The 25,111-nt window shown below is 73.9% G+C and carries 17 protein-coding genes, 1 tRNA gene and 1 pseudogene; 10 read left to right on the top strand and 9 right to left on the bottom strand.

Going from position 1 to position 25,111, the window contains the following annotated elements:
* Positions 1–88: 88 nt before the first annotated feature.
* Both ACZ60W_RS23790 and ACZ60W_RS23785 read right to left on the bottom strand, forming a co-directional pair.
* Positions 89–1,285, bottom strand: a complete 1,197-nt coding sequence (locus ACZ60W_RS23790; RefSeq protein ID WP_469757367.1) for a DMT family transporter — start codon at positions 1,283–1,285, stop codon at positions 89–91.
* Entirely contained in the window at positions 1,282–2,184 is a 903-nt protein-coding gene (locus tag ACZ60W_RS23785; RefSeq protein ID WP_469757366.1) for a phosphatase PAP2 family protein, read from the bottom strand. Before ACZ60W_RS23785 ends, ACZ60W_RS23790 begins: the two co-directional genes overlap by 4 nt.
* Before the next feature lie 201 nt (positions 2,185–2,385).
* Between ACZ60W_RS23785 and ACZ60W_RS23780 the strand changes: the two genes are divergently transcribed.
* Positions 2,386–2,988, top strand: a complete 603-nt coding sequence (locus tag ACZ60W_RS23780) for a TetR/AcrR family transcriptional regulator (protein ID WP_469757365.1) — start codon at positions 2,386–2,388, stop codon at positions 2,986–2,988.
* 29 nt (positions 2,989–3,017) lie between these two features.
* The gene (locus ACZ60W_RS23775) at positions 3,018–3,392 is read left to right on the top strand and encodes a DUF488 domain-containing protein (RefSeq protein WP_469757364.1); all 375 of its coding nucleotides are present in this window, start codon (positions 3,018–3,020) and stop codon (positions 3,390–3,392) included.
* A gap of 292 nt (positions 3,393–3,684) precedes the next feature.
* Here the strand turns inward: ACZ60W_RS23775 and ACZ60W_RS23770 are convergent.
* Positions 3,685–4,116, bottom strand: a pseudogene (locus ACZ60W_RS23770) (DUF309 domain-containing protein); the annotation flags it as partial.
* A 567-nt stretch (positions 4,117–4,683) separates the two neighbouring features.
* Here ACZ60W_RS23770 and ACZ60W_RS23765 point away from each other — a divergent pair.
* Positions 4,684–7,434 (top strand): AAA family ATPase, encoded by a 2,751-nt coding sequence (locus ACZ60W_RS23765; RefSeq protein WP_469757363.1) that lies wholly within the window; start codon positions 4,684–4,686, stop codon positions 7,432–7,434.
* Between the two features lie 84 nt (positions 7,435–7,518).
* A tRNA-Pro gene (locus tag ACZ60W_RS23760) sits at positions 7,519–7,592 on the top strand.
* Positions 7,593–7,787: 195 nt separating this feature from the next.
* Here ACZ60W_RS23760 and ACZ60W_RS23755 read toward each other — a convergent pair.
* The 6 genes from ACZ60W_RS23755 to ACZ60W_RS23730 form a co-directional block, all read right to left on the bottom strand.
* Positions 7,788–8,324 (bottom strand): SLATT domain-containing protein, encoded by a 537-nt coding sequence (locus tag ACZ60W_RS23755; RefSeq protein WP_469757362.1) that lies wholly within the window; start codon positions 8,322–8,324, stop codon positions 7,788–7,790.
* Between the two features lie 67 nt (positions 8,325–8,391).
* Positions 8,392–9,762 (bottom strand): hypothetical protein, encoded by a 1,371-nt coding sequence (locus ACZ60W_RS23750; protein ID WP_469757361.1) that lies wholly within the window; start codon positions 9,760–9,762, stop codon positions 8,392–8,394.
* Entirely contained in the window at positions 9,759–10,907 is a 1,149-nt protein-coding gene (locus ACZ60W_RS23745) for a nucleotidyltransferase family protein (RefSeq protein WP_469757360.1), read from the bottom strand. The genes ACZ60W_RS23750 and ACZ60W_RS23745 overlap by 4 nt, the downstream gene beginning before the upstream one ends.
* Positions 10,883–12,547, bottom strand: a complete 1,665-nt coding sequence (locus ACZ60W_RS23740) for a WD40 repeat domain-containing protein (protein WP_469757359.1) — start codon at positions 12,545–12,547, stop codon at positions 10,883–10,885. Before ACZ60W_RS23740 ends, ACZ60W_RS23745 begins: the two co-directional genes overlap by 25 nt.
* 8 nt (positions 12,548–12,555) lie before the next feature.
* Positions 12,556–15,696, bottom strand: a complete 3,141-nt coding sequence (locus ACZ60W_RS23735; RefSeq protein ID WP_469757358.1) for a WD40 repeat domain-containing protein — start codon at positions 15,694–15,696, stop codon at positions 12,556–12,558.
* A gap of 709 nt (positions 15,697–16,405) precedes the next feature.
* Positions 16,406–17,356, bottom strand: coding sequence for a glycoside hydrolase family 16 protein (locus tag ACZ60W_RS23730; RefSeq protein WP_469757357.1), 951 nt, complete (start codon positions 17,354–17,356; stop codon positions 16,406–16,408).
* A 353-nt stretch (positions 17,357–17,709) separates the two neighbouring features.
* Between ACZ60W_RS23730 and ACZ60W_RS23725 the strand changes: the two genes are divergently transcribed.
* From ACZ60W_RS23725 to ACZ60W_RS23700, 6 genes are all read left to right on the top strand, one after another.
* Positions 17,710–17,946, top strand: a complete 237-nt coding sequence (locus tag ACZ60W_RS23725; protein ID WP_469757356.1) for a hypothetical protein — start codon at positions 17,710–17,712, stop codon at positions 17,944–17,946.
* Between the two features lie 224 nt (positions 17,947–18,170).
* On the top strand, positions 18,171–20,321 hold the full coding sequence (locus ACZ60W_RS23720; RefSeq protein ID WP_469757355.1) for a bifunctional polysaccharide deacetylase/glycosyltransferase family 2 protein: 2,151 nt from the start codon (positions 18,171–18,173) through the stop codon (positions 20,319–20,321).
* A 2-nt stretch (positions 20,322–20,323) separates the two neighbouring features.
* On the top strand, positions 20,324–21,580 hold the full coding sequence (locus ACZ60W_RS23715) for an acyltransferase family protein (RefSeq protein ID WP_469757354.1): 1,257 nt from the start codon (positions 20,324–20,326) through the stop codon (positions 21,578–21,580).
* Positions 21,581–21,616: 36 nt separating this feature from the next.
* Complete coding sequence (locus ACZ60W_RS23710) at positions 21,617–22,258, top strand: TetR/AcrR family transcriptional regulator (protein WP_469757353.1); 642 nt, start codon at positions 21,617–21,619, stop codon at positions 22,256–22,258.
* Between the two features lie 128 nt (positions 22,259–22,386).
* Positions 22,387–23,754: a GH1 family beta-glucosidase gene (locus ACZ60W_RS23705; RefSeq protein ID WP_469757352.1), complete on the top strand. Its 1,368-nt coding sequence runs from the start codon at positions 22,387–22,389 to the stop codon at positions 23,752–23,754.
* 14 nt (positions 23,755–23,768) lie between these two features.
* Positions 23,769–25,040 (top strand): MFS transporter, encoded by a 1,272-nt coding sequence (locus ACZ60W_RS23700; protein WP_469757351.1) that lies wholly within the window; start codon positions 23,769–23,771, stop codon positions 25,038–25,040.
* The last annotated feature ends 71 nt before the right edge of the window (positions 25,041–25,111 follow it).

The following is a 25,111-nucleotide window of genomic DNA, read 5'->3' as shown; positions in this document are numbered from 1 at the left end:
TTGACGATAGGGGGTTCCATGGCTTGTCGTCAAGATGACGAAAGTAGGAGCGCGGTGCGCCCCGCGGCGCCGACGGGCCCGCTGTCGCTCACGGACACGCCATGTGCGGCGGTGCCGCGGGCACCGGCAGGGACGGCGACGGGATGACGACCGGTCCGGCGGAGTCGGGCCCCGCCCCGGGGGAGGGGACCGCGCCCAGCGTCGCCACGGCCGGCGCGGGGACGGTCAGGACGACGGCCGGTGCCGCCGACGCGCCGACCGGGACGGCCGGGGGCGCGCCGACGGGCGGCAGGCCCTCCGCGGCGCCCGTCGGGACTCCGACCACCCCGATGGCCGCCGGCGCTCCCGAGGCCGCCTCCGCCTCCCTGGCCGGGACCGCCTCCGGGCCCGTACCCGCCTCGGTGGGCCCGCCCTTCGTCAGCAGCACCACGCCCCGCGCCGCGACGAGCGAGGCGCCGGCGGCGACGAGCCAGCCCCAGGCACCGGCCCGGAACGTCTCGCCGAGCAGGGCCACGCCGATGACCGCCGCCGCGGCCGGGTTGGAGAGGTTGACGACGGCCAGCGGCGCCGCGAGGCCGCCCCGGTATGCGGCCTGGGACAGCAGGAGCCCGCCCGTCGCGAAGGCCGAGATCAGGACCGCGAGCAGCGCGGTCTGCCACCACACCGGTTCGTCGCCGGGGAGTTCGAGCGCCAGCGCGGCCGTGAGTGTCTGGGTGAGCGCGGAGGCGACGCCCGAGGCGATCCCGGAGGCCGTGGCGTGCCCCAGGCCGCGCCCGGAGCGCCCGCCCGTCCCGGACGTGCCGCGCCCGGCGAACCGGCCCGAGGCGAGAGCGGCGATGAGGAGCGCGGTCGCCGCGGCCACGGCCAGGGACTCGCGCAGGCTGAGCGCCTCGCCGGGGGCCGTCGGACCGGTCACCGCGACCAGGCCGACCAGGCCGCCCAGCGTCCAGAGCGCCCCGCGCCACTCGGTCCGGGTGACCCGCCGGTGCGCGAGGTGCGCGCCGAGCGGCAGCGCCGCCACGAGGGTCAGCGCGCCGAGGGGCTGGACCAGGGTGAGCGGCCCGTAGTGCAGGGCGGCGACGTGCGCGAGCGCGCCGGCCGCGTTGAGGCCGACCGCCGACCACCACTGCCCGCGCGCGAGCAGCGCGCGCAGGGCGCCCCGTCCGTCGTCGGGGGCGGGCGAGGCGGCCGCCAGCCGCGACTGGGCGACCGCGGCGAGCGCGTAACCGGCGGCGGAGACGAGGGAGAGGAGCACCGCGACGGCGGTGCCGGCGGCGGGGCTCATCGCAGGGCTCCCGCCGGGAGGGCGGTCGGGCCGAGGGCGCGGGCGGCCGGCGGCGGGGGCGCCGTGCGGCGGTGGCCGGGGGCGCGGACGGCGAGCAGTGCCAGGCCGAGGAGCGCGGCGGCGGCGAGCGCGTCGAACCAGTAGTGGTTGGCGGTACCGACGATGACGAGCAGGGTGAGCAGCGGGTGCAGCAGCCACAGCGCCCGCCACCGGGACCGGGTGGCGACGATGAGGCCGACGGCGACCATCAGCGCCCAGCCGAAGTGCAGGGACGGCATGGCCGCGAACTGGTTCGCCATCGAGTCCGTCTCGGGCGTCGCCCCGTACACGGAGGGGCCGTAGACCCGGGCGGTGTCGACGAGGCCGGACGCGGCGAGCATCCGCGGCGGGGCCAGCGGCATCAGCAGGTGGAGGGCGAGTCCGGCGCCGGTGACGAGGGCGAGGACCCGGCGCGACCACACGTAGTGCGCGGGGCGGCGCCAGTACAGCCAGGCGAGGAAGGCGAGGGTGGCCGGGAAGTGCACGGCCGCGTAGTACGTGTTGGCGGCGCGGATCAGCGGCTCGCCGTGCAGCAGCAGCTGCTGGATCGTTCCCTCGCCCGGCAGGTGGAGCGCGCGCTCGGCGTCCCAGACGCGGTCGGCGTTGCGGAAGGCCCGGGCCTCGTGGCCGTTGGCGAAGAGCCGGCCGAACTTGTAGACGAGGAAGAGCGCGGTCACCAGCAGCAGCTCGCGCAGGAGTGGCGGCCTCGCGGACCCCGGACGTCCCGTCGGCGCCGGGCCGTCCGGCCCGGCGGCCGGTGCGGCGGAGGGTGCGGCCGGGGTGCTGCCGGACGCGTCGCCGCCCGTCGTCTCCCCGTCCTCGGTTCCGTCGTGCCTGACGGGGCCGGGGATGGGTGTCATCCCCCGTCCTGCAGGACGTGGTCCTCGTATCCCGCTCAACCCGGCAGCCATCGTGCGGCCCTCTAATCCGTCAAATCGCCAACAAACGGAGTGAGCCTAGATCCGATTTCATCGAGACGCAAGCGTCTCGATACGTTTGCGTCTCGATTGTGCACCCCCTACTCTCGTATGTGCAGAGACAGAGGTGTCCAGGAGGGATCGATGTCCACTCAGGCCGCGAGCGCCGCCGCCCGTCGCAGCAAGATCACGCCGGAGCGCGAGACGGAGCTCTACGACGCCGTCCTCTGCCTCCTGCGCGAAGGCGGCTACGACTCGGTGACCATGGAGGGCGTCGCCGCCCGCACCAAGTGCGGCAAGGCCACCCTCTACCGGCAGTGGGGCACGAAGCCCCGGCTCGTCACCGCCGCCCTCGCCCGCCGCCGCTGCACCGTGTTCGCCGGCATCGACACCGGCAACGTCGCCGACGACCTGCGCGAGGCCGCCCGCATCGCCGCCTCCCACCGCGAACGCGACGCCGAGCTCATGGAGGCCGTCGCCCAGGCGTTCATCCAGCACCCCGACCTGCGCGCCGCCCTCCGCGAGACCGTCATCGCCCCCGAGGTCGCCGCCATCGACGCCGTCATGGCCCGCGCCGTCGAACGCGGCGAGGTCGCCGCCGACAACCCGGCCATCGTCTTCGTCGCGCCCAGCTTCATGGGCATGCTCCGCATCGAGCGGCTCTTCGAGGAGCGCTTCGCCGACGCCTCCACCCTGCGGACCTTCGTCGATGCCGTCCTCCTTCCGGCGCTGCGCGTCGCCGGGTGACTCCGCGTGCCGTCCGGCACGCTGGCCCCATGGCCGCAACCCACCCCACCGTCCGCGTCCGCCGCGTCTACGACGACCCGTCACCCGACGACGGCGTACGGGTCCTCGTCGACCGCCTCTGGCCGCGGGGCCTCCGCAAGACCGACGCCCGCATCGACGAGTGGCCCAAGGCGCTCACCCCCTCCACCGAACTCCGCCACTGGTACCACGGCACCGACGGCGCGTACGACGAGTTCTGCCGCCGCTACGAGGCCGAACTCGCCGCCCCCGATGCCGCCGCGGCCCTCGACCGGCTCCGTGCCCTCGCCGCCGAGCAGCCCCTCACCCTGCTCACCGCCACCAAGGACCCGACGCTCAGCCACACTTCGGTCCTGCGGCGGGAACTGGAGCGAGCGGGGGAGTAGGGCGGCGCCCCGGGGCTCGGAGCGCCCGCCGGCCCGCCGCCCGCTCCTGTTCCCGCCGCCCGACGCGACCCGGTCAGACGGTGTCGCGGCGCAGCCGGGGCGCCTCGGCGACGGCGTCGACGGCCTCCCCGGGGTGGACGGGGGAGTCGGGGGAGCCGGACGAGATGCGAGGGTCGGACGGGCCGGGGGAGTCGGACGGGGCGTGAGGGTCGGACGGGCCGGGGGAGTCGGACGGGGCGTGAGGGTCGGACGGGCCGGGGGAGTCGGACGGGGCGTGAGAGGAGTCGGGGCCGCCCTTCTCCGTCCTATCGGCCAACTCCCGGGCCCACGCCACCAGTCCACCGGCGTCGATGCCGTACGCCTCGGCCCGGGGCGTCGCGTCCGCGAGGCGCGCGGCGCCGCGGCGCAGGAGGCGGGCGCCGCCGGCGGTGTTGCCCCGGGCCGTGTGCGTCAGGCCGACGGCGAGCTGGGCGAGCCCCTGCCACAGGTCGCGTTCGTCCTCGGGGCCGGACTTCCAGGCGTCCTCGAACACCTCGTGCGCGTGGAAGGGCATCCCGGCGTCGAGCAGCCGCTGCGCCTCGTCCAGGGTCTCCGAGGGCTCGCGCGCGACCCCCTCGGGCTGCCGGGGCACGCCCTCCGTCCCGTACGGCAGCGGCCGCCCGAGCCCGTCGCGGGGGCGGGCGCTCCGGGCGCGCCCCGCGTCGTCGCGATCCCGGCCTCGCTCACGGCCCCGGTCACGTCCCTGCCCCCGCCCGTGCCCCCGGCCACGTTCCTGACCCGGGCCGTCGTCCGGGTCGCGGTCGCCCGTCGCCTCCGGGTCGCGGTCGCCCCTCGCCTCCGGGCCGCCGTCTCCCGTCGCCTCCGGGCCGCGGCCGAAGTCGCCCCGACGACGGTCGAACTCCCCCTCACGGCGGCCGAATTCCCCCTCGCGGCGGTCGGATGCGCCCTCGCTGCGGTCGGATGCGCCCCGGCCGTCGTCGGATGCGCCCACGTCGTGGGCGAGGTCCCTCCGGCGGTCGTCCCGACGCTCTTCGTCGCGGTCGTCGCGGTCGTCGCGGTCGTCACGGCGCGCGCCGGAGCGCGGGGCGTCGGTGCGGTCACGCGGTGTCCGGTTCACCCCTCCATTGTCGCCCTCCGGGCGTGCGGGGCCGCTAGGCTCGTCGGTCCAGTGTCGGCGGGGCCGCGCGGGCCGGGTGGACCGCGCGGGCCGCGTCCGGCCGACGAGCTCGCGTGGGGGAGTGGGGCACCGTTGCCGTCGGAAGCCGAACAGCCGTCGTCCGCAACGCCGTTCGTGGGAGCGGTACCGCCGGGCGGTCCGGAGGCGAGGGGTCTGCTCGAACGGGACCCGGAGCTCGCGGCGGCGGCCCGTGCCGTCGACGCGCTGGTCGGCGGAGCGGCCGGGGGCGGCGGCGCGCGCGGCGGCATCCTCGTCTACCGGGGTGAGCCGGGCATCGGCAAGACCACGCTGCTCGCCGCGATACACCGCACCGCCCGGGACCGCTGCACGGTCCTGACCGCCCGCGGCGGCGAGACGCTCGCCTCCGTCCCCTTCCACCTCACCCGTCAGCTCCTCCAGCCGGCCCTCGACCGGTTCGGGCCCGAGGAGGTCCGCGGACTCCTGGGCGACTACCACGACCTCCTCGCCCCCGCGCTCGGGATCGCGTCGGCGCCCTCCGCGCCGCCCGCGCCCGCCGACCCCCAGGGCGTACGGGACGGCCTCGCCGGCCTCCTGTGCCGCCTCGCGGACCGGCTGGGCGACCGGCCGCCGCTGCTGCTCGTCGACGACGCCCAGTGGGCCGACGCGGAATCCCTGGCGTGGCTCGACGCCTTCACGGGCGGCGGGCGGGAGGGGCACCTCCCGGTCCTGGTCGTCCTCGCCCACCGGCCGCCGCAGCCGGACCCCGGCCGGCCGGCGGACGCGACCCTGGCGGCGCTCGCCGACCGCGCCGTCCTGACCTTCGGCCTGCACGCGCTCACTCCCGAAGCCACGGCCGCCCTCGCCCGCGAGGCGCTCGGCGCGCACGCCGACGAGCCGTTCTGCCGCGAACTGTGGGCGGTGACCTCCGGCAATCCGTACGAGACCGTCGAACTGCTCGCCAAGGCCCGCGACCGGATGCTCGAACCCGTCGCCGGATCCGCCGTGCTCCTCCGCGGCCTCGGCGCCGGCGCCCGCGGCGGCGGCCTCGTCGCCCGCCTCGAAGCGCTCGGCCCCGGCCCCACCCGCCTCGCCTGGGCGATCGCCGTCCTCGGCGCGGACGGCACCGACCGCCTCCTCGCCACGCTCACCGGCATGAGGCCGGAGGAGGTCACCGACCACACCGAACGCCTCCGCCGCGCCAGGATCCTCGCGCCCGCGCCCGCCCGTCCCCACCCGGAGGCCGCCGCGGCCGCCCCGGAGAGCGACCCCACGGCAGCCCCGGGCGCCGGCACCGCGCCCACCGCGCCGGGCCGGCCGCCGGAGTTCGCCCACCCCCTCATCGCCAGCGCCGTGTACGGCTCCGTGCCGGCGGCCGTGCGGACCGCGCTGCACGGACGGGCGGCGTGGGCGCTCACCGCGGCCGGTCACGGCCCGGCCGCGGTCTCGCGTCACCTCCTCGCCGTGCATCCCGACGAGGACGAGGACGTCGTCGACAGCCTGCGGGCCGCGGCGGCGGAGCACCTCGCCGCCGGGGCGCCCGACGCGGCCCGCCGCTGCCTGGACCGGGCGCTGGCGGAACCGCCGCGCCCGGAGACGTACGCCCGGGTCCTGTACGAACTCGGCTGCGCCTCCCTGCTCACCTCACCGGCGGCCACCGTCCGGCACCTGCGCTCGGCGCTCGACCTGCCGGGGCTGGACGAGGGCCTCCGGACCGACGCGACCTACCGGCTGGCCCAGGCGCTCGCCCACAACAACCAGCTCCAGGAGGCCGCGAGGGCCGTCGCGGCCGAGGCGCGCCGCACCCCGCCGGGCACCGGACGGCGACGGCTCCAGGCCGCCCACTTCATGTACGAGGGGTTCCAGGCGGCGGAGGACGACGGCCCGGACCGCTCGCGCCGGCTCGCCGACCTCACCGCCGGATTCACCGGCGCCGACAACTCCGAGCGCGCCCTCCTCGCCGTCCGCGCCTTCGACGCCATGCTGCGCGGGGAACCCGCCGCCGAGGTCGTCCGGCTCTGCGACCGGGCCCTCGCCGACGGCCTCCCCGCGCGGGGACTCGGCTGGACCGACCCCACCTGGGGCTTCGAGATCCCGGCCCTCACCGGCATCGCGTACGTCTTCGCCGACCGCCCGGACCGCGGCGAGGCCCTCTTCACCGAGGCGGTCCGCGCCTTCGAGATCTCCGGCTGGAGCGGCGCGCACCTCGCCTTCGCCCACACGCTCCTGGGCCTGGTCCACCGCAGGCGCGGCCGCCTCCCGCGCGCGCAGCACCACCTGGAGGAGGGGCTCCGGCTGGCCGACCGCGTCGGCGGCGGACTCCCCGTCCACTGGGACACCGCCTGCCTCCTCGTCGACACCCTGCTCGCCCGGGGACGCACCGCCGAGGCGCGCGCCGTCGCCGACCGCTACGCCTTCGGCCCGCCCTGGCCGGGCGCGATCGTCCTCCCCGACGGCCCCAGCGTCCTCGGCCGCCTGCTCCTCGCCGAGGGCCGCCGCGACGAGGCCGTCGACACCCTCGAGGCCGCGGCCGAGGCCCTCACGGTCCGCGGCCGCCACCACGGCGTCTGGGCCCCCTGGCCCTTCGACCTCGCCCGCGCCCTCGCCCCCGCCGACCCCGGCCGCGCCGCCCGCGTCGCTGCCGACGCCCACACCCACGCCACCCGCCTCGGCACCCCCACGGCCCTCGGCGAAGCCCTCCGCTGCCTCGCCCTCTTCGCCGACCCGCCGGAGTCCCGCCGCCTCCTCACCCGGGCCGTCGCCCACCTCGCGACCTCCCCGTCCCGCTACGAGGAGGCCCTTGCCCGCCTCGACCTCGCCCACGCCACCGGCTCGCCCTCCGACCTCGCCCACGCGACCGGCCTCGCCGCCTCCTGCGGCGCTCCTCCCACCCCGGCCACCCCGTGACTACCCGTGCGTCATCCCACCCCCGGAGTGAGGTAATGTCTTCCCTGCACGCCGACGCAGGGGAAACCCCGCCGAAACGCGCATCGGGACGTGGCGCAGCTTGGTAGCGCACTTGACTGGGGGTCAAGGGGTCGCAGGTTCAAATCCTGTCGTCCCGACTCGAAAGAGTCGCAGGTCAGGGGCCGTTTCAGGGCAATCTGAAACGGCCTTTGATCATTTCTGGAGACCGGTGGGGGACCAGCGTGCTTCATCACGCCGGAGCGCACCTTGACCCGGCCAAAGCGTGTCGCACCGTCAGTCGATTGTCTGCCCGGTAGCGAGCGCCGGACGGAGCCGACGTGGTGCCATGCCCCTCAGGCATCCCCGTCGACCGCATAGGTCTGCGTCCCCGCCCGCAGGTTCGCCTGTGCCTTGTGGTAGGCGCGGCGGCTGGGAACCTGTGCCTTGGTGTTCTGTTCGTCGCGCCGGGCGGTCAGGGCGGTCAGGGCTTGGCGGGCCTCTTCCGAGGTCCAATGGTCGAGGTCGATCTCACGGTGCTGACGGGCGGCGGTCTGGATCTCCAGGAAGGCGTTGGCCGATGCCGCGGCCTGGGCGGATCGCTGGGGTGCGTTGACCGTGGTCAGGACGGCGCCGAGGCCGGAGGCGACCAGGGCGAGGATGCCGGCGGCGGTCCGCCCCGTGGATTCGACGAGGGCCGTGGTGCCGGCGAGGGCGGCGAGCAAGGTGGCGGGGACGCCCAGGAGGATGTGCACGGTGCGCCAGCGCTTGGTCTCCTCGAACTGGGACTGCGCGCTGTACATGGCGCTCTCTTCGATCCGTCTGAGTTCGGCTTCGATGGCCCGGCGACGGCGGGTGTCGCTGTCGAGGCCGGCCGGATCTTCGGTATCCACGCGCCCACGGTACCGGTGTCGTATTCCGCGTGGGGCGGAACCGTGAGGCAGGCCAAGGGAGTTGGCGTCATGCACGGCGGGCCGCGTAGGCGGTCAGGGCGGCATGGGCCGGGTGGTGCGGGGGCAGGCCGTCGATCAACTGGTGCCACTGGGACAGCGTGACATGTTCGTTGGCGGTGAGCGATGCCTCCAGTTCTTCCCGGGAGACCCGGTCCAGGAAGCGTAGGGGTACGGGCGGTGCGTCGAGGTCGACCTCGAAGGTGGAGTCCGGCGCGGTCACCGCCACGAAGCCGTGCAGCACGCCTTCGGCGGCGTCGAGGACCATCCAGTATCGGATGCCCGTGCCGGAGCCAACGGCGTCCGTGTCCGTGCCCAGCCGTATGGTCACCGGATGGCAGAGTGCGCCGTCGGTGAGACGCCGGAAGGGCGGGACGGGGTGGTCCTCGACTTCCATCTCGATCTCCAGCAGTCCGCCGCCGGTTACGGTGAGGCCCACGGCGACCGGCCAATGCTCGAGGAACTCGGTGCGGCCGGTCCGCCGGCCCCCCGAGGACGCCCGGAGGACGAAGTCCGAGTCCAGGCGTCTTGTCAGGGCGATCGGTTCGATGCGTCGCAGCCCGGTCAGCCGTTCGGAAACCAGCCGCGCGGAGTGGCGCAGAGCCCGGTCCGCCTCGCCGAGTGCGTCGACGAGCCCCGCCAGGGCATGCCGGGTCGCGGCGGGCAGACGCGCGGGTTCCGCGGCGCGGAGACCGCTCAGCAGGTGCGCGGCCTCCCTGCCGAACCAGGGGCCGGTCCGCTCGGTGCGGAGGCCGGCTTCGAGGACCTGAAGGGGGCCTGCGAGCGATGACGCGGCAGGGGTGAACCAGTGGCGCAGTTCTCCGTTCGGCGGAGGGATCGGCAAGGCGGGTGAGGAGCTGGTTTCGGGTTGCAGTCGGGCTGCGGCCGAGCGGGCCGCGGCGTCGACACGCTCCCAGGGAAGACAGTGGAAGAGGCTCGGTGGCGGGAGGGTTTCACGGGTGAGTCGGTGGAGGAGGAAGTAGCGCAGCGCGAGGCTCTCGGCATGGAGGCCGGCGACGATCTCCGGATGGGCCGGGGGGCCGGCCCACCGCTCCTCCAGACTGGTGACCAGGTCGGTGCCCGGCTCGGAGACGGGCACGGGCGCGCCGTGGTCGTCGAGTTCGACGACCACCTGCCCGTCGGGCGCCCGCAGTGCCAGGGCGCGGCAGAGCTCGCCGGCCTGTTCGACGACCGCGCTGGTCCGTGTCCAGGGCTGGGTGCGGAACCGCGGGAAGAAGCGGGCGTCGGCGCGCTCGTCACCGTCGTTGATGCGGCCGAGTGCGGGAGGCTGTCCCGGGGCGCCCGGCAGGACACGGGCGATCCAGTCGCTGAGGGGCCGATGTGGGGGCAGGGCGGCCCCTTCGGGGTGAGGGGCCGTCATCCGCTTGCCCGCTCGCACCGTGCGTGGAGTTGGGCGGCGACGGTTCCGAGTCGGCGGACCGTCTCCTTCAGCGCGGGAGACGTGGGGTCGGGGACGCACTGGCCCCAGAGCCCCGCCAGACGGTGCCACGTCTCCTCGCCGCACCGGTCGAGCCGGTCGAGCAGATCGTCCGGCAGAGCCAGGGCCCATGCGCGCAGGGGGCCGTCGTCCAGGACGCGATCGTCCCAGCGCAGCCGGAACTTCACGCCGCGCAGGAGTACTTCGGCGCACACCAGCGGATCCGTCGAGGTGTTCACAGGGACGAGGCGGCGCTTGCCGTCGGCGTCGGTCAGGTCGTCGAGTGCCGTGTCCAGCGGGTCGACGACCAGGTTCTGCACGGGGTCGTAGAGCAGCGTGTTGACGGTGAGGTCGCGCTGCATGCTGTCCTGGAACAGGTCGGTGCCTGTGGCCGGGAAGGACGTGCCGTCGAGGCCGAGGCCGAGGCCCCGGTAGTCGAGGCTCGGTCCGCCCGTGCGGGCGACGGGGTCGAGGACCGTACAGGCGAGGGTGTCGGGGCTGAACCTCTGGGGGTGCTCCGCACTCGTGCCGTCGAGGTCGAGCACCTGGCGGGTCGTCTCGGTGAAGGCTCCGGCGGGCGCGGTGCCCGTCAGGTCCAGGTCGCTGACCTCGTGGGGGGTGGCCCCGGACAGCAGGTCCCGGGGGGCGCCTCCACTCAGCCAGGTGTGGTGGCCCGATGCGGTCAGGTGCTCGATCAGCACCGCGGTGAAGTGCGGTGTGCACGGGCCGTGGATCAGGTCCCGGAAGCGGTTGGCCAGACCGGGGCGCAGGTCGTCGGGCCGGTGGGTGCGGACCGGGTCGGTCCGCATCTGGCTGCCCGGTCGCCTGCCCGTGCGCAGCAGGCTCGGGTGGTCCGCGGGGTCGGAGCTCCGCCGGGGTGGGCGGTCGGCCTGTTCATCACCCTGGAGGAGTAGTTGGTCGTCGGCCGCGGTGGGTGCGGCCCGCGCGGTGCAGGCGAACCCGAGCACCCGCCGGCCCTCGACGGTGTCGCCGGTCAGGATCGGCTCCGTGGTGTCGGTGTCCGGTGCCTGGCGGGGGGTGGGCGGGGTGACGGCGGGGCACGTCACCCCGCGGCGATCCCGGTCCATCGCGCGGTTCCTCCCTCGATGCGCAGGGTGAGCGGTACGCGTACGGCTTCCGCCGCGGAGTAGGAGGGGCCGAGCCCGGGTTTCAGACCGAGGACGGCGGCGTCCCGGAGCTGCTGCGGGGTGCAGGTGTCCTCCCGGTCGATCGCGTCCGCGCAGCTGCCCGGACCCGGGTAGACCAGCTCGGCGTCCACCCTCCTGGGGTGGGTGCGGATCGCGCGCAGGACGGCCCGCGGGCCTTCGGCGGAGCGGATCCAGTCGTGCTCCGCCGTGCTGCAGGGGTCACAGAGTGCGTCGAGGCGGCCGGTGTCGCCCTCCGCAGCCGCGGCCTCGATGTTCCGGGCCAGTACGCGCACGGCATCGGGCAGGGGGGCGCCGTGGTCGTCCTCTGCGGTCACGCCTTCCGATGGTGGGGGAGCCGGTGCTGAGGGAGGCCGGGCGGCCGCGCTTTCGGCAGGGGTGAAGGCGAAGAGGGACACTCCCTCGCCCAGGACGTGTCTCTCGCCACCAGTGGTGAGGGTGAGCCTGCCTGTGGTCGGACCGGAATCGATGGTGGCCTTCCCGTACACGGGGGAGTCGAATCGCGCGACCCGGCCGTCGGCCCCGTACGCGATGCCGAGCATGCCGCTGCCGAGATAGGTCCACCGGCCGTCGCGGACGTAGTAGGAGGCGGAACGCTCCGGGTACATGACACTGCAGTTCGGCAGGGCGCTGAAGGTGACGGTGAGGCCCTCACCCGCCCAGTCCAGAGAGGTCACCAGGCGCGCCTCCGGCACCAGGGCGTGGCGGAATGCCGCGTCGTCGGGGAGCGGTCGGCTGGGGCCGCCCGTGGTGACGGCGTGGGTGAGCACGCTCTCCCTGCCCCAGCAGACGCCCCCCGAGTCGTGGTTCGACCAGGCCACGGCCGGACCTCCGGGCTGTCGCCGGGCCTCGTGGAGGGTGGTGTGCCCCTTGCCCGGTAGCAGCTGCCGGACCTTGCCCCGGCGGTCGGCCACGGCGAGCGTGCCCTCTCCGCGGAACACGCCCAGGTCGGGCCCCTCGGTGAGTTTGGAGAACAGGACGACGTCGTCGGCCCCACCGGCGGCCAGCTTCGAGTAGGGAAGCAGGTGTTCGGACAAGGCGATGCGCCGCGCGGTGCCGTCGGGCGGGAACAGCAGCAGGGAGCGGCCGTCGGTGCTCAGGCTGACGGCGTCCTCACCCAGGAACCCGACTCCGCTGCAGGGGCAGGGGCGTGAGGTCTCTCGGCCGGTGCGCACGTCGAGCAGGTGGATCTCTCCCGTCTCGGCCCAGTCGTCCTTGTCCAGCCAGGCCAGGCGGTCGGCGTCGGGCGACCACACCAGCCGGTTCGGCCACGACCGGCTGCCCGACAGGGGAGAGTGGACAGGGGACACGTCGGCGGCCTTCCAGGTCCGGCCCGCCGCGTCTGCCATCACGACCGCCATGTCCGGCTCCTTCTCGTACCGGAGAAAGGCGATGACGGGGTGCTGCCGGTCGGGGGCCCGGACGGCGGGAGTCGACGCGGTGGCGTGGGACGTCGGGGGGCCGCCGTCGGCGGAGGTGCACGCGACGGCGGTGAGGAGCGTGGCCAGGGCGCAGGGCAGGAGCCTGCGGAGGTGGCGTCCGGCGCGGGGCCCGCGGGGCATGAGGCGGCTCATTTCGTCTCGGCGCAGAGGTCGGCATAGGGATGGCGGTCGCCGATGTGGCTTCGCCATTCCCCGGTGCTGAGGCCCGTCCCACCGGTCCACCGGCAGATCTGTCGGCGCCAGTCGATTCCGCCGACTCGCCACACGTTCGCGGCGCCGGCGGCGTAGTAGTCGCTGTCGTCCCGGCGGCCCACCCCGGCGAGGAAGTCGCCGTCCGGTGACCAGGAGAGGCGGAGGGTGCCCGGCACGGCGGCGGCGGGCAAGGTCGGAAGGGCCTGCAGACCGGTGGCGGTCTCGTGGACGAGGACCTGGTCGTCGACGGCGATGGCGATGCGTCGGCCGTCGGGAGACAGGGCCATCGCGGTCGGAGCCTCGGCGGTCTCGGGAAGGACGAGGGGTGCGCCGGTCTCCTTCAGAGCGGTGTCCCGGTAGTGCACGGTGTTGTCCTGGGTGAGCACGGCGATTCGGGTGCCGTCACGGCTCCAGTCGAGGAACCGCGCACCGGGAGCTGGGGCGGACCGGGTGATGGCGCGGGTCGTCAGGTCGAGGAGGACGATGCGGGGACCCTCGGCTCCGCGGTTCTCCAGGGCAAGGGCCTGGGTGCCGTGCACGGCCAGACCTGATCCCGCCCTCAGAGGGATGGCGGCCACGAGCTGCCAGGTCCTGGTGGACCAGATCATCACGGGGCCGGTGGCATGCCGGGCGACGAGCAGGTCCGCCTCCGGCACGAAGGCGACGCTGGTGAGGAGGCGTTCACCGGCGGCGACCCGGCCCGGACCGGGCAGGGGCAGGACCTTCGGGTCGGCACCCTCACCGCGCCACACGACGGCCGCCGCCGCGTTGTCGTCACTCCGGCCGACGGCCGCGACGAGAGATCCCGCCGTGGCGGCGTCGCGGAACTCGAAGGTGCCGCGCAAGGGGTACTCCGCGACGTGGGCGTACGACTGCGCTGCCGGATTCAGCGCGATCTCGGGGGTGGTGCGCGGATCGATCGTGTAGACGCCGTCCGAGCTGAACGGCTCGCCGCCGTCGGCAAGCAGCAGCAGCCCGTCCGGACCGAAGGAGGCGACGTCCGCGTGCGAGGCGGGGCTGAGGCCGAGGGGATCGGGCCGGTCGTCGAGCACGTTCACCCGGCCGCCGCGCCCGCCGGACACGACCGTGAACAGATCGCCGACTGCGGCGGTGAATGCGGTTCCCCCACGCGGGACTTCGAGCCCGCGGCTGGCGATCCTGTCGTCACCGCCGCCCACGGGGACGAGAGCGGTGCCGTCGTTCCCGGCGATGGCCACACTGCCCCTGTACGCGGCCATGGCGCGGGGCCGGTAGCTCAGGCCGCCGACCGGAAAGGAGAGGGTCCGACGGCTGCGCCGGTCCCAGGCCTGTACCCCGAGCGGCGTCGCCAGTAGCACCGCGGTGTCGCCGGCGTCGATCTGGAGCGCGTTTCCCTGGACGTCGCTGCTCCTGATCTCGGTGGTGAGCTGGTGCGTGTCGAGTCCCAGCGTCATGACGTCGCCGGAACTGAGCAGCAGCAGAGCCTGGTCCTCGCCGTGCCGCTGTCCGGCGAGGGCCGGCGGCGGGCTGGGCGCGGTCGTGGCGTCGGCCACGCTGTCGTCGGCCGCGCGGATGAGATGGCCCTGGTTGACGACGTCCCCGGTGCGTCGGCAGTCGAGCTCCTCCAGGGTCGTGGTGTCGTACTGAGCGACTGCTCCGTCGCTCAGCACCTCCACCAGCCTCGCCCCGTTACCCGCGAACGTGTTCGCGACGGGCTTGCCACCCTTGCCCCCGCACGAGGGGGCTGCGAGCCGGCCCATGAGCCGGGGCACGGGCCGGAGCACCGAGTACACCGACACCGTCGTGCCGTCGCGGGCGGCCAGCAGACCACTCGGGTGGTCGAGAACGAGGTCGGTGACGGCTCCGCCGGTCCTGCCGAGCTCCTTGCCGGTGAGCAGGTCCCAGGACTTGAGGTACGGGTCGTCTCCGGTGGTGTACACCCGGCCGTGCCGGTCGTCGACGGCGATGCTGTGCACTTCTTCCGGGCTGGCCCGCCACGACAGGCGCACCCCGGAGTTGGCCTCCAGCACGTCCCGCATGGCCTGGACGGCGCGCGGGGTGTCCGGTTCCATCGTGTACCCCGCGAGGCCGAGCAGGGCGGCCAGCCTCGGATCGGTCTGGCGCAGCAGCATGGCCTCGGCAGCGAGGTCCGAGGCAAGCGCTCTGCGGGCTTCGGCCTCGCTGGTGGCGCCGAACCGGTTGGCCAGGTACAGGCTGAGCAGAGCGAGCACGGAGAGCGTGGCGACCACGGTGTAGCTGACCCGCTTGACCACGGGGAAGTCCCAGACACGCGCCCTGCGGGCCGCCTCCCCGACGGTGGCGGCGAACAGGAGCCGGTCCGCGGTGCCGCCCGGCAGGGCCTGTCGGGCCTCGTCCCGGTCGGCGGCGGGCACGACGACGTTGGCGCCCTCTCCGGCTGCCTTCAGCTTGGCCGCATACCCGCCCACGGACACCAGTGCGCCGGGCACCGCGGCGTCGAGGCCACCGACCAGAGCGGTGCGCGGGTTGATCCGGCGCAGTGCGGGTGGCCGTAATCGGCATTCGGCCCGTTCGGCCTCTCCCAGTAGGACCGCGAAGGCGCACCCGAGGGAGTTGTCCTCGACCATGCCCACCACACCGTCCGGGTCGGTCAGCGACCAGAGCACGGTAGTGGTGACGCCTCTCCCGATGCCGTCCCAGGCGTCGCGCAGTGACTGCAGGAACCGCTCGTCTCCGCGGAATCCCGACATGGTGCGCGGATCGGGCAGCAGCGCGGGCGGTCCTTGAGGCAGTACGGCGAGGGTGAGGGTGCCGCGGACACCGCCCCGTCCGTCGTCGAACAGGACGGTCGCCTTCGCTGTGGGGCGAGGCTGTGGCAGAGCGCCGTCGAGGGCCAGCAGCCATGTCAGCGCGGACAGGGCCAGGTCCTGGTCGGTCGCGGGCACGGCGTCTATGAGGCGGTGCAGCCGAGTGGCGTGCCCGGCGTCGGTCCGCTTCAACAGGTCCCGGGGGCAGGAGTGTTCGTGGCCCGGGTGGGCCTGGTTGGCCCGTAGCCAAAGCAGCCCGGTCGCCAACTCGTCGGCGCTCTGTGCGGCGTCACCGACGAGCGCCAGACCCATGGCAGCGGACGCGCGGAGAGACTGGGTCGCGGCGGGCTCCTCAGACAGGAACGGTCGACGTCCCACGAGCGAGCGGACACTGGACGCGGCGGCCGCCCGGGGCGTCAGCAGCCGGTGTAGGGGCGTGTTCCCATCCCGTAACACCTGCAGAGCCGTGACATCCTCCGCGGCAACGCGCTCCTTGACGTACGTGAAGGCCGGTTGCCGGGGGGAGAGCAGGGCGCGTCGGATCTCCTCGCGCTGCCTGAGCGGTGGCATCGCATCCAGCAGAACCGCGACGTCCACCTCTATGGAAGGCCCATCGGCCACTGGTTTCCCGCTCCCCCCGGTCGGCCCCGGCACAAGCGCCGAGACGGCCCAGCGGGCCCATTGTGGCAAGGGGGGGTCTTGATTTCATGGAGACCGCGAGATCCGTCCTTCCTCGTCCCACCTGGGCGGCGGTCCGCGGGTCCATCGACTCCTACTCCTGGAGGTCGAGGGGGCGAAGGTCCCGATCCTGTCGTCCCGACTTTTCGAAGTCGCAGACGAGGGGCCGTTTCAGAGCAATCTGAAACGGCCCCTCGCTCGTTCTCGGGGACCCCGGGGACCGGCGCGCCCGACCCGGCCGGGGTGTGCTCCGGCCGGGTCGGGTGCGGGGGAGTCCGCCCCGTGGTGACGGTTCTCCCGTGGGAGGAGCGGCACGTCGGGGGGTGCCGCGTGGCGGGTGGGGTCAGGGCCGGGAGACGGTGTCGACGTAGGCGGTGCCGGTGGCCTGGAAGTCGGCCACCGTCTGCTGGACGTCCGCCGGGGAGAGCGCCTCGTCGGCCTTGTAGTACACCCAGTCGACCTTCATGTCCCAGGCGCGGGTGCCGCCGGTGAAGGGGAGGTCGACGAACCAGTTGCTGAAGTGGATGTCCATCTGCTCGCGCGGGACGTAGGTGCCGGAGCTGGTGAAGAGCTTCTTGCCGTCCAGCGCGTAGGTGACCTTGCCGTCCATGGCGGTGATCATCATGGTGTGCCAGCCCTCCAGGCGCCGCTTGAGGGTGTGGTGGACCCGGTCCGGCGGGTCGGCGCGGTACCAGCTGACGTTGTCGAGCCGCGGACCCACCGAACCCCAGCCGCCGTTCGGCAGGTACTCGAAGTCGAGTTCGCTGTAGTTCTCCGAGGAGTCCGAGGACGAGATCGGGAAGAAGGTCTGGACGACGTGGTCGCCGTTGCGTCCCTCCGCGGGCCGGTCGCTGAGGTGGACCCGGGCGACGTAGGTCCCCGTGAAGAAGCTCCGGCTCGTGGTCTGCACCTCGACCTGCGTGGTGCCCTGCGCGGTGCCGTCGGTGGAGGAGCGCAGCCGGAGGACCCGGCCGCCCTCGGCCGTCGGGTCGGCGGGGAAGGAGGCCCCGTCGGCGCGCCAGGTGTCCTGGACGCCCGGGCCGCCCCCGCCGGTACGGATCTCCCAGCCGTGCGCGGCGAGGGAGGGGTCGTCGGCGCCGGTGTAGTCGAAGTCGTCGAACAGGGTTGCCGGCGGTCCGGTGGGCGTCGGCGAGGCTTCCTGCCTGGGCCCGGCGGCGTCGGTGCTCCCGCTGCTCGCCGGGCCGGCGGAACACGCGGCGAGCACGCACAGGAGGGCGGGCAGCGTGAGCGCGGTCCACGCTCGGCGACGAGGGGTGCGGCGGGTCTGGCTCACACGGGCTCCTTGGGGCGCGTAAAGGCGGTGGACGGACACGCCCGTTGCATGCGGATCACTCGCTGATCGCGTGAATCGAGCGGTCATCCTAGCGAAAGATTCAAGCCACCTCGCCGTCTGTTCGTCACCCGGTCATCCAGGGATCGAGAGATGCCCGCCGACATTCCGATCCGGTTACGACAACCGATCGGAATATGTCAAAAGCCTCCATCGCACATCAATCGACGGAGTTCATGCGCTACGGTCCGCTCTACGCTTCAGCAGTCTCCCCGCTCTGCACAAAAAGGCCACAAGTCATGCGCCAAGCCGCCACATCCTCCGGGCTCGGGTCCGTCCCCTCGGTCCAGCCCTATGTGGCCGATTCACGTCAGCCGGAGCCGGACCCGGCACCGGTGTTCGTCGACGAGTCGGGCCTGCGCAGCCGTCTGTTCCGGCGCTTCGGCTGGCCGGTCTCCCTGGTCGGCGCGGTCCTGGCGGCCGCCATGGGCGGCAGCCTGATCGGCATGCAGTCGGACGCCCCGGCGATGGGGATACCGCCGAAGCCCCTGTACGCGCCCGTCACGGGCCCCCTGTCGCCTTCCTGGCCCTAGGGGGTGTCCTGCCCGATCGGACCCCGCTCCCTGATCCGGCCTGATCGACAGGACACCCCCTGGACCGCGCCGTCGGCAACCCCCACACGCCCGCGAGGTCCGGCCGTCCCGCCGGGTCTCGTGGACCTTCCCCGGCATACGCCACCGTCGTGCCGCCCGGAGCAGCCACTGCGGGCCGGCGGCGTGTGCCCGATCTCCGCACCACCCATCTCCAGGAGCGCCCTTTGTCCCGCCACCAGCGTCGTCGGCAGTCCCTGCTGAGGCCGCGCCGCCTGGCTGCGCCGCCACTGCGCTTCTTCATGCCGCTGTCGCTGCTGGCCTGTCTGCTCGCGCTCCTCGTCCTGCGCGGCCTCGCCACCAACGAGGCGTTCCACGACACCCGGATCGCGACCTCGGTCGACAAGACGACCGTGCCGGAGAACCTGCTCAAGGGCGGCCCCGTCATCGACGCGCGCGGGTCCAGGAACGACCGCCCGGTGAGCTACCGGATCCCCGACCACACCGTGGTCCTGAGCTTCGACGACGGCCCCTCCCCGGAGTGGACGCCGAAGATCCTGGACGTGCTCGCGGCCCACGACGTCCGCGCGGACTTCTTCGTGACCGGCGCGATGACCACGCGTCACCCGGAGCTGATCCGGCAGATCGTCGCGGGCGGACACGAGCTCGGCCTGCACACCTTCACCCATCCCGACCTGGCGTACCAGTCGCGGGCCCGGATCAGCTGGGAGCTCGCGCAGACGCAACTGGCGCTGGCCGGCGTCGCGGGCGTCCACACCGCGCTGTTCCGCCCGCCGTACTCCTCCGACGCCTCGGCGCTCGACGACTGGAACTACCCGGTCATCAAGTACGTGGGCTCCCACGGCTACCTCACCGCGTTCATCGACCGCGACACCGACGACTGGAAGCGTCCCGGCGTCGAGGAGATCGTCAAGGCGGCGATGCCGCGCAAGCCCGGTGCGGGCGAGCTGATCCTCCTGCACGACGCGGGTGGCGACCGCAGCGAGACCATCGCCGCGCTGGAGCAGATCATCGTCAAGCTGAAGGGCGAGGGGTACCGCTTCGCCACCGTCTCGGAGGCGCTCGGCGCCACCGATGCCACCGTGCCGGTGCACGGCTACCAGCTGTGGGCGGGCAAGGGCTACATCTGGGCCACCCAGGCCGCCGTCCTCACCCTGCCGGTGCTCGTCGCGCTGCTGGCCGTCGTCGGCTTCCTCAACTTCGGACGCTTCGCGCTGATGCTCGTCCTCGCCCCGCTCCACGCCCGGCGCTCCCGGCGGCGGGACGCGTGGGGCCCGCCCGTCACCGAGCCGGTCACCGTCCTCGTGCCGGCCTACAACGAGCGCGAGTGCATCGCGAACACCCTGAACTCCCTCATCGCCGGCGACCATCCGATCGAGGTGATCGTCATCGACGACGGCTCGACGGACGGCACCGCGGACATCGTCGAGGCGATGCGCCTGCCCTTCGTCCGGCTGATCCGCAAGGCCAACGGCGGCAAGTCCAGCGCGCTCAACGCCGGCATCGCGGCCGCGTCGCACGACATCATCGTGATGATGGACGGCGACACCGTCTTCGAGCCGTCCACCGTGCGCGAGCTGGTCCAGCCGTTCGGCGACCCGGCCATCGGCGCGGTCGCGGGCAACGCCAAGGTCGGCAACCGCGACAGCCTGATCGGCGCCTGGCAGCACATCGAGTACGTCCTCGGCCACAATCTGGACCGCCGGATGTACGACATGCTCAACGTCATCCCGACCATCCCCGGCGCGGTCGGCGCCTTCCGCAAGGAGGCCCTGCGACGGGTCGGCGGCATGAGCGACGACACCCTCGCCGAGGACACCGACATCACCATGGCGGTGCTCGGCGACGGCTGGCGGATCGTCTACGCCGAGCGCGCCCGCGCCTGGACCGAGGCCCCCGCCAGCCTCCCGCAGCTCTGGTCCCAGCGGTACCGGTGGAGCTACGGCTCCATGCAGGCGATGTGGAAGCACCGCCGCGCCGTGATCGCCCGCGGCCCGGCCGGACGCTTCGGCCGCCTGGGACTGCCGCTCGTCGTGATGTTCGGCGTCGTCGCCCCGCTGCTCGCGCCGCTGGTCGACCTGTTCCTGCTGTACGGCGTGCTGTTCGCGGACGCCCCGATCACCCTCGCCAGCTGGGGCGGCTTCATCCTGCTCCAGGCCGTGCTGTCGTGGTACGCCTTCCGGCTCGACGGCGAGAAGCCCCTGCACCTGATCAGCCTGCCGATCCAGCAGCTGGTCTACCGGCAGCTGATGTACATCGTCCTGCTGCAGTCCACGATCACGGCGCTGACCGGTGGCCGGCTGCGCTGGCAGAAGCTCCGGCGCACCGGCGAGGTCGCCGCACCGGTGGAGGCCTGACCATGACCGCGTCCTTCGAGTTCAGGGGAGTCCAGGACACCGTCCGGCTCCGGATTCCCGCCGCCCTGCGCCAGGAGGCCCCGCCGGAGCCGGAGCCCGCGGCGCCGGCCCCGCGCAAGGGCGGCCGCGACCGCTATCTCGACCTGCTGCGCGCGCTGGCGCTGATCCGTGTGGTGATCTACCACAACTTCGGGTGGTTCTGGCTGCCCATCGTCTTCCCGTCGATGGGCGTGATGTTCGCGCTGGCGGGGTCGCTGATGGCGCGCTCGCTCAGCCGTCCCGCCCTGGGCGTCATCCGGGGGCGTCTGCGCCGGCTGCTGCCGCCGATGTGGGTCTTCGGCGGGGTCATGCTCGCCCTGGAGATCGCCGACGGCTGGGGACCCGACGCCGAGGGGCATCCCGACTGGTGGTGGGGCAAGCTGCTCTTCTGGATCGTCCCGCTGAGCACGCCGCCGTACGCCGAGTCCCTGAACGGGTTCGACCACCTCGTGGGGCAGGGCTGGGCGGTGCAGGTCATCGTCCCGCTCTGGTACCTCCGCGCGTACCTCTGGTACGTCCTGCTCTCCCCGCTGATGCTGTGGGCGCTGCGGCGGATGCCGGTGGTGACGCTGTCCGTGCCGATCGCGCTGACGATCGTGATGAGCACGTTCTTCCCCGACCAGGAGTTCGTCTACAGCCGGGTCTGGGAGACGGCGAGCGACTTCGCCATGTTCGGCTCCTGCTGGATCCTCGGCATGGCGCACCAGGAGGGACTGCTCAAGAAGATCCCGCAGTACGTCGTGCCGTCCGTCGCGCCGCTGGTCATGGTGGCCGGCTGGTGGTACCTGCAGTCCCGGCCGGTCGACCCGACCGTGCACACCGACATCGAGAGCTGGCCGATCGCCCAGGCCCTGTGGTCCTTCGGCTTCGTCGCGCTGCTGCTCCACGTCAGTCCCTCCTGGGACCGGTGGCCCCGGCCGCTGGAACGCTGGAACGGCCTCGTCAGCCTGCTCAATTCGCGCGCCGTCAGCGTCTACCTCTGGCACGAGACCGCGCTGGTGGCCGCCATCCCGCTGATCGACCCCCTCTGGTCCGTCGGCTTCGTCTATGAGCACTTCCAGTGGCTGCTCACCAGCCAGTGGTTCCCGCTGCTGGTGGCGATCCCCCTGACGGGACTGCTGGTGCTGACCTTCGGCTGGGTCGAGGACGTGGCGGCGAAACGCCCTCCACGGCTCTTCCCGTACCCGCGCCGCGTCCGGGGCCGGCGCCGGGCCGGCTGATACGGTCCCTGCTTCGCACGATCCGGGAGGTACGGGGTGACGGAAGCGACGGGGCCGCGGGCGCGCGTGCGGAGGGAGCCGCGGCAGGCGCGGAGCCGGGCGCGGGTCGAGGCGGTCCTCGCGGCGGCCGACCGGATCCTGTCCCAGGAGGGGTACGAGGCGCTGACGATGCGGCGGATCGCCGAGGAGTCGGGTGCGCCGGTGGGCAGCATCTACCAGTTCTACCCCGACAAGGGCGCCGTCGTGGACGCGCTGGGCCGGCGGTACCTGGAGGCGTTCCGGACCGCCATCGACGAGCTCGTGGAGCGGGCCGTCGCCCACGGGCTGCCGGACCCGGTCGGCACGATGGTGGACGTGTACGCCGAGGTGTTCCGCACCCAGCCGGGCGGCATGGCGCTGTGGGCCGGGCGTCACCTCAGTCCCGAACTCGCGCGCGCCGACGAGGAGAGCAACGCGCTGATCGCCGAGGGTCTGGCGCGCATCGTGGAGCACCTGACGGGCGGGCCCGGCGGCGACCGGGTGCGACGGGCGACGCGGATGGTGGTGTGGGCGGCCAACGCCGTGCTGCACGAGGTGTTCAAGGGCGGCGGCGAGCCCGATCGGGAAACGGTCGACGAGCTCAAGCGGATGCTGGACGCCTACTGGGCGGATCTGCGGGACCGCGTCCGACCCCTATAACGTGAACAACTGTTCATGTTAGGGTGCGGCCCACCCGGGGCGGCGGTCCGTACGTCGACCGCCCTTCCGGCCCGCGCCGTCGGGGCGTCCCCGCGGCGTCTCCCGCACCGGCAACGGAGGCAGCGCCCGTGACCGCGAGCTCCACCGAGTCCGTACCACCGCCGCGGTTCCCGGCGGGTTTCGTCTGGGGCGCCGCCACGGCCGCGTACCAGATCGAGGGCGCCACCGGGCGGGACGGCAAGGGCGCCTCCGTCTGGGACACCTTCGTGCAGCGGCCCGGCGCCGTGCGGGACGGCCACACCGGCCGCGTCGCCTGCGACCACTACGACCGGTTCGACGAGGACGTCGCGCTGATGCGCCGGCTCGGCCTCGACGCGTACCGCTTCTCCGTCTCCTGGCCGCGCGTGCTCCCGGCCGGCACGGGGAGGGTCGAGCCGCGCGGCCTCGACTTCTACGACCGGCTGGTCGACGCCCTGCTCGGCGCCGGGATCGAGCCGACCCCCACCCTGTTCCACTGGGACCTGCCGCAGGCCCTGGAGGACGAGGGCGGGTGGCTGAACCGCGACACCGCCCACCGGTTCGCCGAGTACGCCGCCGTGACCGCGGAACGCCTCGGCGACCGGGTCACGCGGTGGATCACCCTCAACGAGCCCTTCGTGCACATGTCCTTCGGCTACGGCTTCGGCGTCCACGCGCCGGGCCGCGCGCTCATGCTGGACGCGCTGCCGGTCGCGCACCACCAGCTCCTCGGCCACGGGCTGGCCACCGCCGCCCTGCGCGCCGCGGTGCCGCACGCGCAGGTGCTGCTCTCCAACAACTGCACGCCCGTCCGTCTGCGCCCCGACGCCCGGTCGGCCGCGGACACGGCCGCGGCCGCCGCCTACGACGCCCTGCACAACCGGCTGTTCAACGACCCGGTCCTGCTGGGCACGTACCCGGACCTGTCCGCCTACGGCATGAGCGACCCCGCGTGGGGAGGGATCGTGCGGGACGGAGACCTGGAGGCCATCGCCCGACCGCTGGACGGACTGGGCGTCAACTACTACAACCCGACCTGGATCACCGCTCCCGCCGACCCCGCCGCCGGGTTCCCCTTCGACCTCGCCGAGCCCCAGGAGACGTACCGGCGGACCGCGTTCGGCTGGCCCGTGGTCCCCGACGGACTCACCGAGCTGCTCACCGGACTCCGGTCCCGCTACGGCGATGCCCTGCCGCCGGTGTGGATCACCGAGAACGGCTGCTCGCAGCCGGCCGGCATCGAGGACCGTGAGCGTGTCGACTACCTCGCGGGACACGTCGCCGCCGTCGGGGACGCCCTGGCCCGGGGAGTGGACGTCCGCGGCTACTTCACCTGGTCGCTGCTCGACAACTTCGAGTGGGCCGAGGGCTACCACCAGCGCTTCGGCCTGGTCGAGGTCGACTTCGATACCCAGCGGCGCACGCCCCGGGCGAGCTTCGCCTGGTACCGCGACCTCATCGCCTCCCAGCGGCCCTGAGCGACGGAGCCCCCATGGTCCCCGCCCCCGCGACGGACGACGCGGACGCCGCGGGCGCCGCCGTCCTGGACGAGCCGACCGCCCCGGTCACGGCCTCCTGGACGGCGGGCCTCTCGGTCGCCACGCTCGCCGTCTTCATGGCCTTCATGACGCCCATCCAGATCCTGCTGCCGCTCCAGCTGGAGCACATCGACCCGGACGGCAAGAACGCCGCGCTCTCCCTCGTCACCGGCCTCGGCGCGCTCGTGGCGGTGATCGCCAATCCGCTCGCGGGCGCCTGGTCGGACCGGACCACCGGCCGGTTCGGCCGGCGCCGGCCCTGGATCCTCGGCGGCGCCCTAACCGGGGCGGCGGGGCTCGCGGTGACCGCCGCCCAGCACACCGTGGCCGGGGTCGCCGTCGGCTGGTGCCTCGCGCAGGCCGGCCTCAACGCGATGCTGGCCGGAGTCGCCACCCCGGTCGCCGACCGGGTGCCCCTCGCCCAGCGCGCCCAGGTCTCCGGGTGGACCGGCCTCATGCAGTCCGTCGGCCTCGTGCTCGGCGCACTGATCACCACGCTCCTGGTCACCGGCGTCCGTCCCGGCTACCTGACGCTGGCCGTCCTCACCGTCGCCCTCGCCTGCCCCTTCGTGTTCCGGTACGCCGAGCCGCCGCTGCCCCAAGCGCTGCGCCCCGCCTTCGACGCCCGCGCGCTCGCCCGCTCGCTGTGGGTGAGCCCGCGCCGTCACCCCGACTTCGGCTGGGCCTGGCTCACCCGTTTCCTGGTCAACCTCGGCAACGCCCTGGGCACCCTCTACCTCTTCTACTTCCTGACCGACGCCGTCCACCACCGTGCCCCCGGCACCGGCGTCCTGGTCCTCACGCTCGTCTACACCGCCTGCGCCGCGCTCACCGCCGTCCCCGTCGGGGTGCTGTCCGACCGCGTCGGGCGCCGCAAGGGGTTCGTCGTCCTCAGCTCCCTGGTCATGGCCGCCGCGGCCCTGTTCCTCGCCCTGTTCCACACCTGGCCCGCCGCCCTCGCCGCGGCGGCGGTCCTCGGCGCGGGCTACGGCGTCTACCTCGCCGTCGACCAGGCCCTGGTGACCCAGGTCCTGCCCGAGGCCGCCGACCGCGCGAAGGACCTCGGCGTCATCAACATCGCCAACTCGGGCCCCCAGGTCCTGGCCCCCGCGCTCGCCGCGCCGGTCATCGCCCACGCCGGCGGCTACACCGGCCTCTACGCCACCGCGGCCCTGGTCACCCTCGTCGGCGGCCTGCTCGTCCGCCGGATCCGCGGCGTGGCCTGAGACCTCCGCCTCCCGGCCCGGGCCGCGGGTCCCGGTCGCTCCGCCCCCGCGCGCGGGCGCCCACGGGTGAT

The organism is Streptomyces sp. NPDC104202, from assembly GCF_055584185.1.
The sequence above is the reverse complement of the archived record's forward strand: the minus strand, read 5'-3'. Positions and strand labels throughout refer to the sequence as shown.